This is a genomic window from Embleya sp. NPDC050493 (genome assembly GCF_044458105.1).
Lineage (GTDB): Bacteria > Actinomycetota > Actinomycetes > Streptomycetales > Streptomycetaceae > Embleya.
Genome location: NZ_JBITHP010000003.1, coordinates 746,529 through 759,832, shown reverse-complemented (window position 1 = coordinate 759,832; position 13,304 = coordinate 746,529). Strand labels below are relative to the sequence as shown.

The window sequence follows — 13,304 nt, the reverse complement described above, 5'->3', positions numbered from 1 at the left end:
TCGTCCGCTCCGCGTCAGCCGGCGGCGATCTTGGCGCGGATGCGGCCGGCCATCGCGGTGGTCAGCTCCGCCGGGTCGCCGCGGCCCTGGACGATGGCCAGTTGGGTGAGGCCCCAGTCGGCCCAGACGCTGTCCATGGCGGGCAGGTTGGGCGTGGGCACGCCGGTCTGGGCGGCGCGGGCGAAGCCGGCCACGACCGGGTCGTTCTTCACCTGGTCGAGCACAGCGGTGGTGGCCGGGACCCGGCCGCCGGTGTCGTACAGCGCGCGCTGGGCCTGCGCGGTGGACAGGTAGTTCAGCACGAAGTCCTGGGCCAGGATCGGGTTGGCCGACTTGGCTCCGACGAAGAAGCCCTGGACGCCGACGAACGGCCGGGCCGGCGCGGTGCCCGCGCCGGGCACCGGGTCCACCGCGAACGGGACGTGCGCGGCCTTGAAGGTGGCCGCGTCCCATGGGCCGGCGAGCAGGAAGGGGGTCTGGCCCTTGAGGAACGCGTCGGCGGCGATGTCGGCGGTGAGCGAGGTGGAGATCACCCCGTCCTTGCCCAGCCCGCGCAGCCAGGATGCGAAGCGAAGGCAACCGGGGCTGTCCAGTTCGAGGTTGGCCGGGTCGTAGGCGCCGTCCGGCTTGGTGCCGAACACCCGGCAGTCGAACGAGGTCTGCAACGGGTAGAGGTGGTAGGGCGATCCGTTCTTGGGATCGACCGGCACCGCGACCGGCAGCTTGGCCTTGCCCTCGTCGACCAGACGCCGCCCGGTGGCGAGCAGTTCCTCGAACGAGGCGGGGGCCTGCGGCGCCAGTTCGGTGTTGCGCAGCAGCGCGATGCTGTCCACCGCGTAGGGCAGCCCGTAGGTGCGGCCCTCGTAGCGCATCGCCTCCAGCGCGACGGGGGAGAACGCCGCTGCGCGGTCGCCCGGTTCCAGCGGCGCCAGGACGCCGTTGTGCACGAGCTTGCCGAGCCAGTCGTGCGGGCCGACCACGACGTCGGGGCCCTGACCGGTGGGGGCCTGGGACACGAAGTCGTCGCGGATCTCGCCCAGTCCCTTCTGCACGACCTTGACCTTGACGCCCTTGTCCCGGGTGAACGCGGCGGCGATCTCCTGGAGCGGCTTGGCCCGGGCGTCGTCGGCCCACACGGTGAGCGATCCGGTGGCCGCGGCCGGGCCGGACGCAGCGGGAGCGGTGTTGTTGTCGCCGTCGCCGCTGCCCCCGCCACCACCGCATGCGGTGGCGAGCAGCGTCGCGGCGAGCACGGCCGGAAGCAACAGGCGTGCTCTCACTGGGTTTCCTCCTCGGGGGTGCTCGCGTCGGCGTCGCCGGCCGGCCGCGTTTCGATGTCCGGCGCCGGCTCGGCGTTCGGGTCGCTCCAGGCCGGCACGTGCAGCCGGATGTGCCGGTCGCCGTCGTGGTGGAACGGGTCGCGGATCGGGGTGCCCTCCTCGTCCAGGCCGTCGCAGCGCCAGCCGCGCCCGACCGCGCCGTTGAGTCCGACGCCGCGCGGCAGCCGCCAACTGCCGTGGTAGGTACCGGCGGCCACGCGCATGGTGACCAGGCCGGAGTAGTACACGGTCTCCTCGGGAGGCAGGTCGGCCGCGGTGGTCAGGGTGACCTCCAGGAGCGCGTCCGCGCCGCCCTCGACCACCTCGATCGTGCCGTGGGCGGTGTGCCCCTCGGCGGTCGCGGTCAGTTCGACCACGCCGGGGCGTACCGGCGCCACCCGAGCCGGGCCGAGCGCACGCAGCGCGTCGGCCGGCGTCCAGGACGACGCCGCGCCGAGCACCGAGTACACACAGCCGTCGGCGCGCACGCCCACCGGCGCCACGCTCGCCTCCGCCTGCCCGGTGGCGAGTACGACCCGCTCGGGCAGCCGCAGTTGCGTCAGCGGCGAGTCGGCGTCGCCGAACAGGTGCAATAGCGCACTGCCGACCCGCTGGGCCCACGCACTCTCGTGGTGCGGAGCCTGCGGATCCTCGTGAAAACGCACCTCTCGGTCCGGCGCGTAGCCGAGGTCGGTGATCAGGTGGTCGACCAGGTCGCGGGTGTGCCGGACGGTGATCAGGCCCTCCATGCCGCCGATGTCGGCCCAGATCCGGGCCGGCCCGCGGGCGTTCTGCCGCCGGTGGACCGGTGTCTCGTCGAGGGTGACCGGGTCGACGAAGACCAGGAACGGCGAGAGCACCCCGGCCAGGCCGAACACGTCCGGGCGACGGAACGCCAGGTGGTAGCTGACCAGGCCGCCCATCGAGGAGCCGAGCACGGCGGTCGCGGCCGGGTCCTGGGTGACCGCGTAGCGGGCCGCGATCAGCGGGCGCAACTCCTCGATCAGGAAGCGCTCGTACAGCTCGCCGCGGGCCACTGCGCGCGGGTCGCGCGGGTAGGGCACGTGGTGGCTGTACTCGGCGCCGCGCGAGTCGCGGCCGTTGTCCACGGCCACCGCCACCAGCGGCGGCAGCAGGCCGGCGGCGATCAGCCGGTCCAGCGTCTCCTCGACCCGCCAGCTGGGTTCCAGGCCGGTGCGGGCGAACACGTGTTGTCCGTCGTGCAGCCACACCACCGGGTAGGGCCCGGCGAGCGGGTCGTAGCCGGCCGGGAGGTACACGTGTACGTCGCGGGTGTTGTCCAGGTGCGTCGAGCGCACGTCGGTCAGCGTCTCGATCACGCCGGTGCCGGCCGCGGTCGCGGGCATGCTCGGGTGGTCTCCCGTCTCGGTGGGGGCTGCGGGCGAGCCGGCGGGGGTGGGTCGGGTCACGGCCGCTCCACCCGCCAGACGTGGAAGGCGGGTCCGTCGCCGGGCAGCGGTTCGCCCGGGCGCAGGTCGGGGCCGCCGGTCAGACTCCGCGCCGCCACCGGCGCCGCGATCGGGCTGTGCCCGGCCCGATTGACCTGGATCAGCAGTGTCTCCTCCGGCAACCACCGCTCGTACAACACGGTGTCCGCCGCGCAGTGCAGCCAGCGCAGGCCGCCCGCGCGCAGCGCACGATGCTCGCGGCGCAGCGCGATCAGGTCGCGATAGGTGCGGTGGGTGTCCCGGTCCCAGCGGGAGGAGTCCCACGGGAAGGGCCGCCGGCCGTCCTCCAGGTGCACGCCCTCCACGCCGACCTCGTCTCCGGCGAACACCATCGGCAGCCCGGGCAGGGTGAACATCAGTGCCGCGCCCAGGTGTTGGTGGTCGCGGCCGGCCATCGAGCGGAACCGCTGGGTGTCGTGCGAGTCGAGCAGGGTCAGGTTGTGGGTGTACGAGCGCCACGGCAGCAGTGCGGCGAAGTCGCGCATGACGGCGACCAGATCGGTGCCGCCGTAGGCGGGGATCGGGCCGGGCACGCCCCAGAACTCGGTGAGAGGTGCGTCGGCGAGCCAACCCCAGACCGGGCGGGTGAAGCCGGAGTAGGCCATCGTGCCCTGCCAGCCGTCGCCGCGCAGCGCGGCGGAGGCGTCGTGCTGGTGCTCGGCGAGCAGCAGCGTGTCCGGCGCGGCGGCGGCCAGCGTGGCCCGGGTGGCGCGGGCCACCTCGGCGTTGCGGTCCTGGGTGCCGTAGCGGCCGGCGGACTGTGCGACGTCGATCCGCCAGCCGTCCAGGCCGAAGTCGCGCGGATAGCGGGCGACCACCGAGTCGGGCCCCTCGTACAGCCGGGCCCGCAGCTCGCCCGAGGTGTGGTCGAACTTGGGCAGCGTGTCCACCCCGCAGAACGAGGCGTAGCGGGCGCGGTCCCGGGGGTCGAAGTGATAGAAGCCCGCCTCGACGGAGTCCGGTTCGGCCTGTCCGCGGCGGAACCACTCGTGTCCGTCCCCGGAGTGATTGAGCGTCAGGTCGCCGATCACCCGCATTCCGCGTCGGTGTGCCTCGGCGGTCAGCGCACGCAGCGCCTCGTCGCCGCCGAGCATCGGATCCACCCGGTCGAAGGTGATCGCGTCGTAGCGGTGGTTGGAGCGGGCCGGGAAGAACGGCGTGAGGTAGAGGACGTCGGCGCCGAGGGCCTGGATGTGGTCGAGCCGGTCCAGGACTCCCCACAGGTCGCCGCCGTACATCTGTTGCAGTGCGCCGGAGGTGCCCCAGCCGACCGGTTCGTCCCACGCGGCGGGGCGGGCCCAGTCCGGCATGGCCGCGTCGCTCTGCCGAGCGGAGCGGGCGAAGCGGTCCGGGAAGATCTGGTAGACCACCGCGTCGGCCGCCCATGCGGGTGGCGCGGGGTGGGTGGTGAGCGTGAAGTCGCCGGTGTCGGGCACGTCGCGCGCGGCGATGCCGGCGCCGGTGAGCCAGCGGTTGCCGTCGGGGGTGTCCAGGAGGAAGCGGTAGCCGAACTCGGTGCTGCCGACCTCGACGCCGACTCGCCACCAGGTCTCGTCACCGACCACCCGATCCACCGTCGCCTCGGTGAACACCGGTTCGCCGTCCAGCTTGGTGCGCACGTGCACGCGTTTGGTGCCGGCCGCGTTGCGGGAGCGGACGAAGAGCTCGACCTGCTCGCCGGGTTCCGGCGACGGGTTGCTCACGTATCCCGGCGAACCGTCGTGATGTGCCATTGTGTTACAGAGTGTTTCCGGTGGGTGCATGGTGTTTGCGACTCCGAAACGTGCCATTCATCAGGTCGAATGCCGAGGAGCGTAAAAGCAATCCGTGAGGCTCTGCAACACTCTGCAACATGTTTCAAAGATTTGTTGCAACGGCGAAACACGTTTCGATAGCCTGGGCCGCGCCGCCGAGGGCTTCGGGAGAGGCTCGGGACACAGGGAGAGGTGACTGTCGAGTGACGCTGGAGCGACCTTCGGTCCGCAGGATCGCCGACCGGATCGGGGTGAGCGCGGCAACCGTGAGCCGGGTGCTCAACGACAAACCCGGGGTCGCCGAACACACCCGCACCCGGGTCTTGGACGCCATCCGCGAGCAGGGCATGGTCGCACCCGCGCCGATCGACCGGCCGTTCGTGGGCATCATCGTCCCGGAGTTGGAGAACCCGGCCTTCGCGCTGCTCGCCGGCGCGATCGAGGCGCGGCTGAGCCAGTACGGCGTGACCGCCCTGATCGGCAGCTCGACGAAACACGGGCCCACCGAGCTGGACTACATCGAGACCCTGTTACGGCGTGGCATCGAGGGACTCGTCCTGGTCTCCGGGCGCCATGCCAACCCCGAGGCCGACCACGGCTTCTACTGGCACCTGCACCGCAAGCACGTGGCGATGGTCCTGGTCAACGGCGACGTACCGGGCCTGCCGGTGTCCACCGTCACCACCGACGAGGCGGCCGGGGCCGCGATGGCGGTCGCCCATCTGCACAGCCTCGGGCACACCAGGATCGCGCTGGCGGGCGGCGAGGAGTTCTATCGCCCGTCCCGGCATCGACTGGCCGGCTACCGGGCGGCGATGACGGCCACGTTCGGCGGCTGCGACGACGCGTTGTACGTCGAGTCCACCTACTCGATCACCGGCGGCCAGGCCGCGGCACGCCGGCTCCTGGACGCGGGGGCGACCGCGATAGTCACCGGCAGCGACCTGATGGCGCTCGGCGTGGTCTCGGCCGCGCGCGAGGCCGGCCGTCGGGTGCCGGACGACGTCTCGGTGGTCGGCTACGACGACTCCTATCTCGCGGCGCACAGCGACCCGCCGCTGACCACCGTGCAACAGCCCATCGAACAGATGTCCACCGCGATCGCGACGGCGATATGGCAACGACTCCAGGGCTACCACACCCCACATGTCGACCACCGCTTCGCACCCCGCCTGATCGCCCGGGCCTCCACGGCCGCCCCACGCCCCGAACACTTCTGAGCCGGGGCCGCCGGTACGGGCCCGATCACGCTTCGGGCTCCTACCGACCGGGGCACCGGGCGGCGGCTGCTCCCCCACCGCCGCCCGATGCCGACCCTCACCTCACGCGCCGGGGACCCGGCCCAGTGTGTGGAGCAGGTAGCGGTCGTGGTCGTACGGATCGGGGCCCGTGTGCGGCCGGGTCGGGATCGGGTGTCCGGTGAAGGGCCGGTGGCCGTCGAACTCGCTGACCAGGACCCCCTCGCCGCGGGTCGCCTCCGGCAGCCGCCGGGTGACCCCGTGCACCTCGGCCGCCGGGATCGTGCCCCGCACCAGGCATCGGTCCCCCCGCGTGGACTGCTCCTCGGGGATGGCCCGCGCACCCGTCAGCAGTGCGACGACCGCGCCCGCGCTCGCCGCGGGTGCCTCCAGTTCGAAGCGGTGGATCGGCTCGAACACCCGGGTCCCGGCCTGCTTGAGCGCCTCGCCCACCACCAGGGGCGTCACGCTGCGGAAGTCGCCCGCCGCGCTGATCGGGCTCGCGTAGCCGGTCCGGGTGAGCGTCACCGCACAGTCCAGCACCTCCCAGCCGTGCACGCCCTGGCGCAGTGTGCCGTGCACGGCTTCCTCGATCGCCCGGTGGAAGGCGAGCGGCAACCCGCCGAGCCGCACTCCCAGCCGAAAGACGATCCCGGCCCCGGGCGCCGCGGGTTCGATCCGCAGGCCCACGGTCGCCCAGAAGAAGTTCACCCCGTCGCCGGCGATCTCCCGCACGGCCTCGCCCACCCCGACCGGCTTCTCGAAGTACAGCGGACGGGATTCCTCGAAGGCGACCCGGAGGCCGAACGTGTCGGCCAGCGTCGCGCCGATCACCTCCTTCTGCACCTCGCCGTACAGGCGCACCGAGATCGCCCCGGTCTCCTCGTCCCCGCGCACGTCGATCATCGGATCCTGCTCGGCGATGCGTTGCAGTGCGGCGTAGAGCGCGGGCCGCCGCCCGGGGCTCTCCGGCGTCACCTGCGACTCCAGGGTGGGCGGGGCGAACAGGCCCCGGGTGGGCAGCCCGTCGGCGGATCCGAGTTGGTCGCCCACCCGCGCCTGCGCCAGGCCCCGTACCTTGGCGATGGTGCCCGCGGTCGCGTCCGCGTCCCGCAGCCGGGTGCCCTCGTCGAACACCTGGATCGCGGAGGTTCGCCCGGTCAGCTCGACCACCGCGCCCGCGTGGTCGCGGCGGTGGAGGGTGACCTCCGCACGCGGGCGAAGGGTGCCGCTCCGGATGCGGACGTACGCGATCTTCTCCCCCGCGCGACCGCGCTCGATCTTGAGCACCACCGCGCGCAACGACTCCTCGGCCGCCTCCGCGCCCACTCGGGGCAGCAGTTCGGCGATGCCGCGGACCAGGTGGTCGACGCCTTCGCCGGTGATCGCGGAGCCGAAGAACACCGGGTAGGCCCAGGCGTGTTCGACGTGACGCGTCAACTCGCGCCGGTAGTCGGCCTCGGTGAGGGTGATCCGGTCGTCGAGATAGGAATCCACGAACGCGTCGGCGTGGTCGGCGAAGGCCTCCGCGAGTCGGGCGGTGAACCGCGCGTCGGTGCCGGTGAACGGCGTGAAACGCGCGCCGGGGGTGCCGATGTCGTCGACCGAGCCCATCGCGACGCAGTTCGGGCCCAGTTCGGCGGCGATCGCTTCGAGCACGTCGTCATGGCGCGCGCCGCGGCGGTCGATCTTGTTGACGAATACCAGAACGGGAATGCGCAGACGGGCAAGTGAACGGATCAGTACGCGCGTTCGGGCCTGGACACCCTCGACCGCGGAGACCACGAGCACGGCGCCGTCGAGCACTCGCAACGCCCGCTCGACCTCGGAGACGAAGTCGGAGTGCCCGGCGTGTCGATCACGTTGACCCGGAGATCGCCGATCCGAAACGCCACCACGGCGGACTGGATGGTGATGCCACGCCTGCGTTCGAGTTCGAGCGAGTCGGTCTGCGTACTGCCCGCGTCGACGCTGCCGATGCGGGTGATCACACCCGCGTCGAACAGCAGACGCTCGGTCAGACTGGTCTTGCCGGCGTCAACATGCGCGACGATCCCGATGTTCGAATGGTTCATGACGGCCAGTGGCTCCCGCGGCTGCATTGATGGGACGAACTCCGTTGGGACCGCTGGTCTTTCGGGGCATGATCCGGTTCCTCTCCAGGTCGATTCGTCCAATGCAATGCGCACCGACCCTAACATCGCGCCCCGCGGACGCCCGGGTTCCCGCCCCCGAGTCGGCGAGGCGACCCACCCGACGCCGACGCGCACACCACGCGGGGCCACGCGGACCTCGCGCGGCGTACCGAAAGCCGGCTCCCGTTCCACCCGCCGCTGCGTCGCGCGCTCCGGCCCGCGCCGCGTCTCCCGCACCGTCCGCCGCTGCCGCCCCCGTACCTTCCCGCGTGCCTTTCCCCGTACCCTCTCGCGTTCCACACTCCGCTGCGGCTCGCGTTGCAGTTCGCGTTCCAGCTCGCGTTGCAACTACGGTCCCACCTGCGCCTTCGCACAAATCGCATGCCACCATGGGGCCATGACCCGGCTTCAGCGCCTGCGCCTCGACCATGCCCCGGCCCTGCTCGATTTCGAGCAGCGAAACCGGGCCTACTTCGCCGCGTCGATCTCCGACCGGGGCGACCACTACTTCGCGCACTTCACCGAACGCCACCACGAACTGCTCGCCGAACAGGCCGCGGGGCTGCACCACTTCCACGTCCTGGTCGACACGGACGGCGAAATCCTGGGTCGGGTCAACCTGATCGACGTGGCGAACGGTGCGGCCGAACTCGGCTACCGGATCGCCGAACGGGCCGCCGGCCGCGGACTGGCCACGCGCGCGGTCCGCGAGGTCTGCACGCTCGCCCGCACGGAATACGGCCTGGCCACCCTGCGCGCCATCACCACGCTCGACAACATCGGCTCACGAACCGTCCTGGCTCGAACCGGATTCGGCTCCACCGGCGAACTCGACCTCAACGGCCGCCCCGGCCTGAGCTTCGTCCGGCACCTGCGTGCGGAGCCGGGCGAACCGTCACCTTCCTGACCCCGCCCGCACTCGTACCGCGGGGCCACCTCCGGGCACCGGCGCACCCGCGCCGAACCCGCACGCACGATCGCACCGGCTTCCGCGGCCGGTGACACTCGCCGGAACCGGCCCGGCCTGCGACGATCCTCGGGCGTCGGGCATCCGCGCGGCGCACCGTCGTGCCCGGTCGGCCGCGTCCGGCGACCGGGTCGAGGAGCAGGAGGTCCGGTATCACCGGGGAACACGACATCCGCACATCACGTCACATACACATACGCACCGTGGACACCACCGTCCTGCCGATCGTCCTGGGCATGCTCGATCGCGCGGTGGCCTGGCTGGTCGCCGACGGCCGCGAGGGCCAATGGGGCACCGAACCGTGGTCCACCCGCCCCGAGGCCGTGGACCACGTGGAGACGGTCCTGCGCAACGGGCACGTTCGGCTGGCCGAGATCGACGGCGAGCCCGCCGGCGTCTGCGTCGCCTCGAACACGCCCTCCGCCTATGTCCCCGCGGTCGACGAACCCGAGTGGTTCGTCAACCTGCTGGTCACCGACCGCCGCTTCGCCGGAGCGGGGGTCGGCGCCGCGCTGATCCGGGACGTGCGCCGCGAGGCGGCCGTCCGGGACGCCGGCCTGGTCCGGGTGGACTGCTATGCCGGCGGCGACGGCGCCCTCGTCCGGCAGTACGAAGCATTGGGCTTCACTCCCGCCGCGACCTTTTTCGTGGAGCGCCCTGGACAGCCGCCCTGGCCCGGCCGGTTGCTGGAGTGGCGACCGAACCCCCGGCAGTCGTAGCCGATCGGCGGCCGTATCGCAGCGCGCCCGCGCGGGGGACGAACGAACGAACGAACCCGAGCGTCCCCCGCGCCCGGCGCCACCCGGATCCGCGTCCCGCGAGCGGTCGAGCGCGAGTCCCGACTGGACCCCTCCGACCCCGCTTCCGGACAACGAGTCGGATGTTTCGGGGTCGTTTCCGTGACCGCACACCGACGCTCCGCGATCCGCGAGCAACTCCCGCACCCCAATAGCAAGTTACTCGCGAGTATGCCGTGACTTGTCACCCGTTCACGCCTAGAACTTGTTCTCACTCCGTCCCAGAGTGAGGAACGTCACATGAGCGATTCCGCCATGGACCGTAACGGTTTCAAGGGTTTCTCGCGCCGCACTTTCATTGCAGGAACAGGTTCCATCCTGGGCGCCGCGGCGGTGGCCGGCCGCGCCTCGGCAGCCCAGCCGACGGCGGCTCCCTCGGCCGCCTCGATTCCCGCCGGGGCACACGTGCCGGCCCTGGTGATCGGCACCGGCTACGGCGGCTCCGTCGCCGCACTGCGACTGGCCCAGGCCGGCGTCGACGTACACATGATCGAGATGGGCATGTCCTGGGACACCCCCGGCCCGGACGGCAAGATCTTCGCCAACACCACCTCCCCCGACGCCCGTTCCTTCTGGCTTCGCACCAAGACCAAGCAGCCGCTGAGCAATTTCCTCGGTTTCCCGATCGACCGGGACATCCCCAAGTACACCGGCATCCTGGACGCCGAGGAGTTCGCCGGCATCACCGTCTACCAGGGCCGAGGCGTCGGCGGCGGCTCGCTGGTCAACGGCGGCATGGCGGTCACGCCCAAGCGGGAGAACTTCGGCGCCATCCTCCCCTCGGTCAACGCCGACGAGATGTACAACACCTACTACCCACGCGCCAACGCCGGGCTCGGGGCGGCCACCATCGATCCGGCCTGGTTCGAGAGCACCGCCTGCTACCAATACGCCCGAGTCGGCCGCAAGCATGCCCAGCGCGCCGGTTTCCCGTTCGTCTTCGTACCCACCGTGTACGACTGGGACTACATGAAGCAGGAGGCCGCCGGCGCCGTCCCCAAGTCCGCGCTGGCCGGCGAGATCCTCTACGGCAACAACTACGGCAAGAAGTCGCTGCAGAAGACCTACCTCGCCCGCATCAAGGAGACCGGTCGGGTCACCATCTCCGCGCTGCACAAGGTCACGTCGGTCTCCCCCGCGGCCGGCGGCGGCTACACCGTGACGATCGACCAGATCGACACCACCGGCGCCACCACGCTCACCAAGACCGTCACCGCCGACAAGGTCTTCTTCGCCGCCGGCAGCGTCGGCACCAGCAAACTGCTGGTCCGGCTCAAGGCCACCGGCGCGCTGCCCAACCTCAATGCCGAGATCGGCCAGGGCTGGGGGGACAACGGCAACGTGATGTGCGGGCGCGCCAACCACCTGTGGGATCCCACCGGTTCCCTCCAGGCGTCCATTCCCACCGGCGGCATCGACAACTGGAACGCCGGCGGCGCGTTCGCCGAGGTCGCCCCGCTGCCCACCGGCATCGAGACCTACGCCTCGTTCTACCTGTCGATCACCAAGAACCCCAACCGGGCCCGGTTCTCCTGGAACGCCGCGACCGGCAAGGTCGAACTGAACTGGCAGGCCGCCTGGAAGCAGCCATCGATCGACATGGCCAAGACCATCTTCGACAAGATCAACGCGAAGGAGGGGACGATCTATCGGACCGACCTCTTCGGCGCGTACAAGATCTGGGGCGACCACCTCACATACCACCCGCTCGGTGGTGCGGTGTTGACCAAGGCCACCGACAACTACGGTCGCCTGCACGGCTATTCCGGCCTGTACGTGATCGACGGCGCACTGATCCCGGGAAACACCAGCGTCAACCCCTTCGTCACCATCACCGCCCTCGCCGAACGCAACATCGAGAAGATCATCGCGACCGACCTGTGACACCGTCCCGATCGGGTCGCCGACCCCGCACCGGGTCGGCGACCCCCGGGCCGTGCTCGCGGCGCGAGTCGCGACACTGCATCATGTGGGCGTGATCACCATTCATCTCAAGTACGAGATCGACGCCGACAAGCTGGCCGACTTCGAGGAGTACGGTCGCCGCTGGGTGGGCTTGGTCAACCGCTTCGGCGGCACGCACCACGGCTACTTCCTGCCCAGCGAGGGCGACAGCGACATCGCCTACGCGCTCTTCTCCTTCCCGAGTTTCGCCACGTACGAGCAGTACCGCACCGACAGCGCCACCGACCCCGACTGCCAGGCGGCCATCCGACTGGCCCGCGACACCGGCTGCATCAAGCGCTACGAACGCCGCTTCCTCCGCCCCCTCGACAACGGTTCCTGAACCCACCGGGCACCGGTCCCCGGAGCATGTCGTCGGTCCCGCGTCGTGGTGCCCGGCGGGGAATCGGGGACACGCCCTATGCGAGGAGCAGGGCCCGGTCCCACAGTGGCGGCGTCGCCGTGGTGGCGGCGAGCAACGCGAGGATCACCCCGCCGGCGCCCTCCAGCAGGCCCGGGCCCGCGTCTGTGGGCGTCGGGTGGCGCACGAGCAGTTCCGCGGTCAGCCGCGTGGCCGCGGCCCGCAGCGTCGCGTCGCCCGTGTCGTGCGCGAAGCGCACGGTGATCTGGAGCAGCCCGGCGAGTCCGTGACAAAGGCCCGGCGCCCGGTCGACCGACCGCTGCCGGGCCGGCCGGGCCAACACGGCCGCCAGCGCGTCGACCGCCAGTGTGCGCATCGCGGCGTCGTCCAGGGCGTTCCCGGCCAACCACAACGCCCGCGCGATGCCGGGCGCACCCGCACACCAGGAGCCGTGAACGGATCGGGCGTCGGCGCTGCCGGCCGACCAGTCGGGCCCCCACGCGTCGTCCAGCCGGTACTCACCGAGCAGGCCGGCCATGCGCTCGATCGCGGCGCGCTGCCCGCTCACCCGCACGTCCGCCGCATGGGCCAGCGACAGCAGGGCCAGCGGACCGGCGATGCCGTGCGCAAGACCCGGTTCCGGCCACTCCCCCGGCTCGGCGGACCGGCACAACACGGCGAGCCCCGCGCGCAGCGCCGCCCCGGCGGCGGGCTCGGCGGCGCGACCCAGCAGGTTCGTACAGGTCCCGGTGAGGCCGGAGATCAGGTCGAGTTCGCGCCCGCCGCGCGGCTCGATGCCGGATCCTCCGGCCGCCGCCGCGGCCGTCGGCCGCTCGTGTCCGAGCACCCAGGCGGCGAACACCGGGCCGCCCAGGCCGCCGAACAGACCGGACGCGGTGACCTGCGGCCGGTCGGCGCCCGCGTCCGCCGCCGCCAACCAGCTCTCGGCCGTCGCGTCCCACCCCCGACCGGGCCGCCACCGATCCAACTGTCGGCACACCACGGCCAACCCGGCACCCCCGCCGCCCAGGTCGTGCCGCACCCGTCGCGGCGTGGCCGCCGGCCGCCCGGCCAGCAGCGCGACCCGCTCCAGCGCGGCAACCGCGATCGGCCCCGACACCGCCGGCGTCCACACGTCGGACCCGGCACGTGACTTCACCACGGAGAGCTCCGTCGATGTCCGGGGACCACCGGACGTTCCGTGGGGGGGGGGGGGGCCCCCCCCCCCCCCCCCCCCCCCGCGGGGCCCGCGGGGGGGGGGGCCCCCCCCGCCGGCCGCTCCGTGGGGGGGGGGGAGGGGTGGTGACCCCAACCGGCGGC

At 72.0% G+C, this 13,304-nt stretch carries 10 protein-coding genes and 1 pseudogene; 5 read left to right on the top strand and 6 right to left on the bottom strand.

Going from position 1 to position 13,304, the window contains the following annotated elements:
• Positions 1 to 14 precede the first annotated feature (14 nt).
• Genes ACIBM5_RS09995 through ACIBM5_RS09985 form a run of 3 tightly spaced genes read right to left on the bottom strand, consistent with a single transcriptional unit; the run spans position 15 to position 4,521 of the window.
• Positions 15 to 1,280, bottom strand: coding sequence for an extracellular solute-binding protein (locus ACIBM5_RS09995; RefSeq protein WP_396006338.1), 1,266 nt, complete (start codon positions 1,278 to 1,280; stop codon positions 15 to 17).
• Positions 1,277 to 2,749 carry an alpha/beta hydrolase gene (locus tag ACIBM5_RS09990; RefSeq protein WP_396006337.1) on the bottom strand — a complete coding sequence of 491 codons (1,473 nt, stop codon included), beginning with the start codon at positions 2,747 to 2,749 and terminating at the stop codon, positions 1,277 to 1,279. The genes ACIBM5_RS09995 and ACIBM5_RS09990 overlap by 4 nt, the downstream gene beginning before the upstream one ends.
• Positions 2,746 to 4,521: a glycoside hydrolase family 13 protein gene (locus tag ACIBM5_RS09985; protein ID WP_396006336.1), complete on the bottom strand. Its 1,776-nt coding sequence runs from the start codon at positions 4,519 to 4,521 to the stop codon at positions 2,746 to 2,748. The genes ACIBM5_RS09990 and ACIBM5_RS09985 overlap by 4 nt, the downstream gene beginning before the upstream one ends.
• Positions 4,522 to 4,745: 224 nt before the next feature.
• Between ACIBM5_RS09985 and ACIBM5_RS09980 the strand changes: the two genes are divergently transcribed.
• The gene (locus ACIBM5_RS09980) at positions 4,746 to 5,762 is read left to right on the top strand and encodes a LacI family transcriptional regulator (protein ID WP_396006335.1); all 1,017 of its coding nucleotides are present in this window, start codon (positions 4,746 to 4,748) and stop codon (positions 5,760 to 5,762) included.
• 102 nt (positions 5,763 to 5,864) lie between these two features.
• On the opposite strand, the gene ACIBM5_RS09975 is transcribed toward ACIBM5_RS09980, so the two are convergent.
• Complete coding sequence (locus ACIBM5_RS09975) at positions 5,865 to 6,614, bottom strand: hypothetical protein (protein WP_396006385.1); 750 nt, start codon at positions 6,612 to 6,614, stop codon at positions 5,865 to 5,867.
• Between the two features lie 12 nt (positions 6,615 to 6,626).
• Positions 6,627 to 7,855 (bottom strand): annotated as a pseudogene (locus tag ACIBM5_RS09970) (GTP-binding protein); the annotation flags it as partial.
• A gap of 457 nt (positions 7,856 to 8,312) precedes the next feature.
• Between ACIBM5_RS09970 and ACIBM5_RS09965 the strand changes: the two are divergent.
• The 4 genes from ACIBM5_RS09965 (at position 8,313) to ACIBM5_RS09950 (ending at position 11,966) form a co-directional block, all read left to right on the top strand.
• The gene (locus ACIBM5_RS09965) at positions 8,313 to 8,822 is read left to right on the top strand and encodes a GNAT family N-acetyltransferase (RefSeq protein ID WP_396006333.1); all 510 of its coding nucleotides are present in this window, start codon (positions 8,313 to 8,315) and stop codon (positions 8,820 to 8,822) included.
• Between the two features lie 263 nt (positions 8,823 to 9,085).
• Positions 9,086 to 9,601 (top strand): GNAT family N-acetyltransferase, encoded by a 516-nt coding sequence (locus ACIBM5_RS09960; protein WP_396006332.1) that lies wholly within the window; start codon positions 9,086 to 9,088, stop codon positions 9,599 to 9,601.
• A 318-nt stretch (positions 9,602 to 9,919) separates the two neighbouring features.
• Positions 9,920 to 11,563: a GMC oxidoreductase gene (locus ACIBM5_RS09955; protein ID WP_396006331.1), complete on the top strand. Its 1,644-nt coding sequence runs from the start codon at positions 9,920 to 9,922 to the stop codon at positions 11,561 to 11,563.
• Between the two features lie 91 nt (positions 11,564 to 11,654).
• Positions 11,655 to 11,966: an NIPSNAP family protein gene (locus ACIBM5_RS09950; RefSeq protein WP_396006330.1), complete on the top strand. Its 312-nt coding sequence runs from the start codon at positions 11,655 to 11,657 to the stop codon at positions 11,964 to 11,966.
• Between the two features lie 76 nt (positions 11,967 to 12,042).
• Here the strand turns inward: ACIBM5_RS09950 and ACIBM5_RS09945 are convergent, their stop codons facing one another.
• Complete coding sequence (locus tag ACIBM5_RS09945) at positions 12,043 to 13,146, bottom strand: lanthionine synthetase LanC family protein (protein WP_396006329.1); 1,104 nt, start codon at positions 13,144 to 13,146, stop codon at positions 12,043 to 12,045.
• Between the last annotated feature and the right edge of the window lie 158 nt (positions 13,147 to 13,304).

What these genes read in the sequence shown, in the direction of transcription:
- ACIBM5_RS09985 (WP_396006336.1), bottom strand. Translation starts at nt 4,521, where the DNA reads ATGGCACATCACGACGGTTCGCCGGGATACGTGAGCAACCCGTCGCCG.
- ACIBM5_RS09965 (WP_396006333.1), top strand. Translation starts at nt 8,313, where the DNA reads ATGACCCGGCTTCAGCGCCTGCGCCTCGACCATGCCCCGGCCCTGCTC.
- ACIBM5_RS09955 (WP_396006331.1), top strand. Translation starts at nt 9,920, where the DNA reads ATGAGCGATTCCGCCATGGACCGTAACGGTTTCAAGGGTTTCTCGCGC.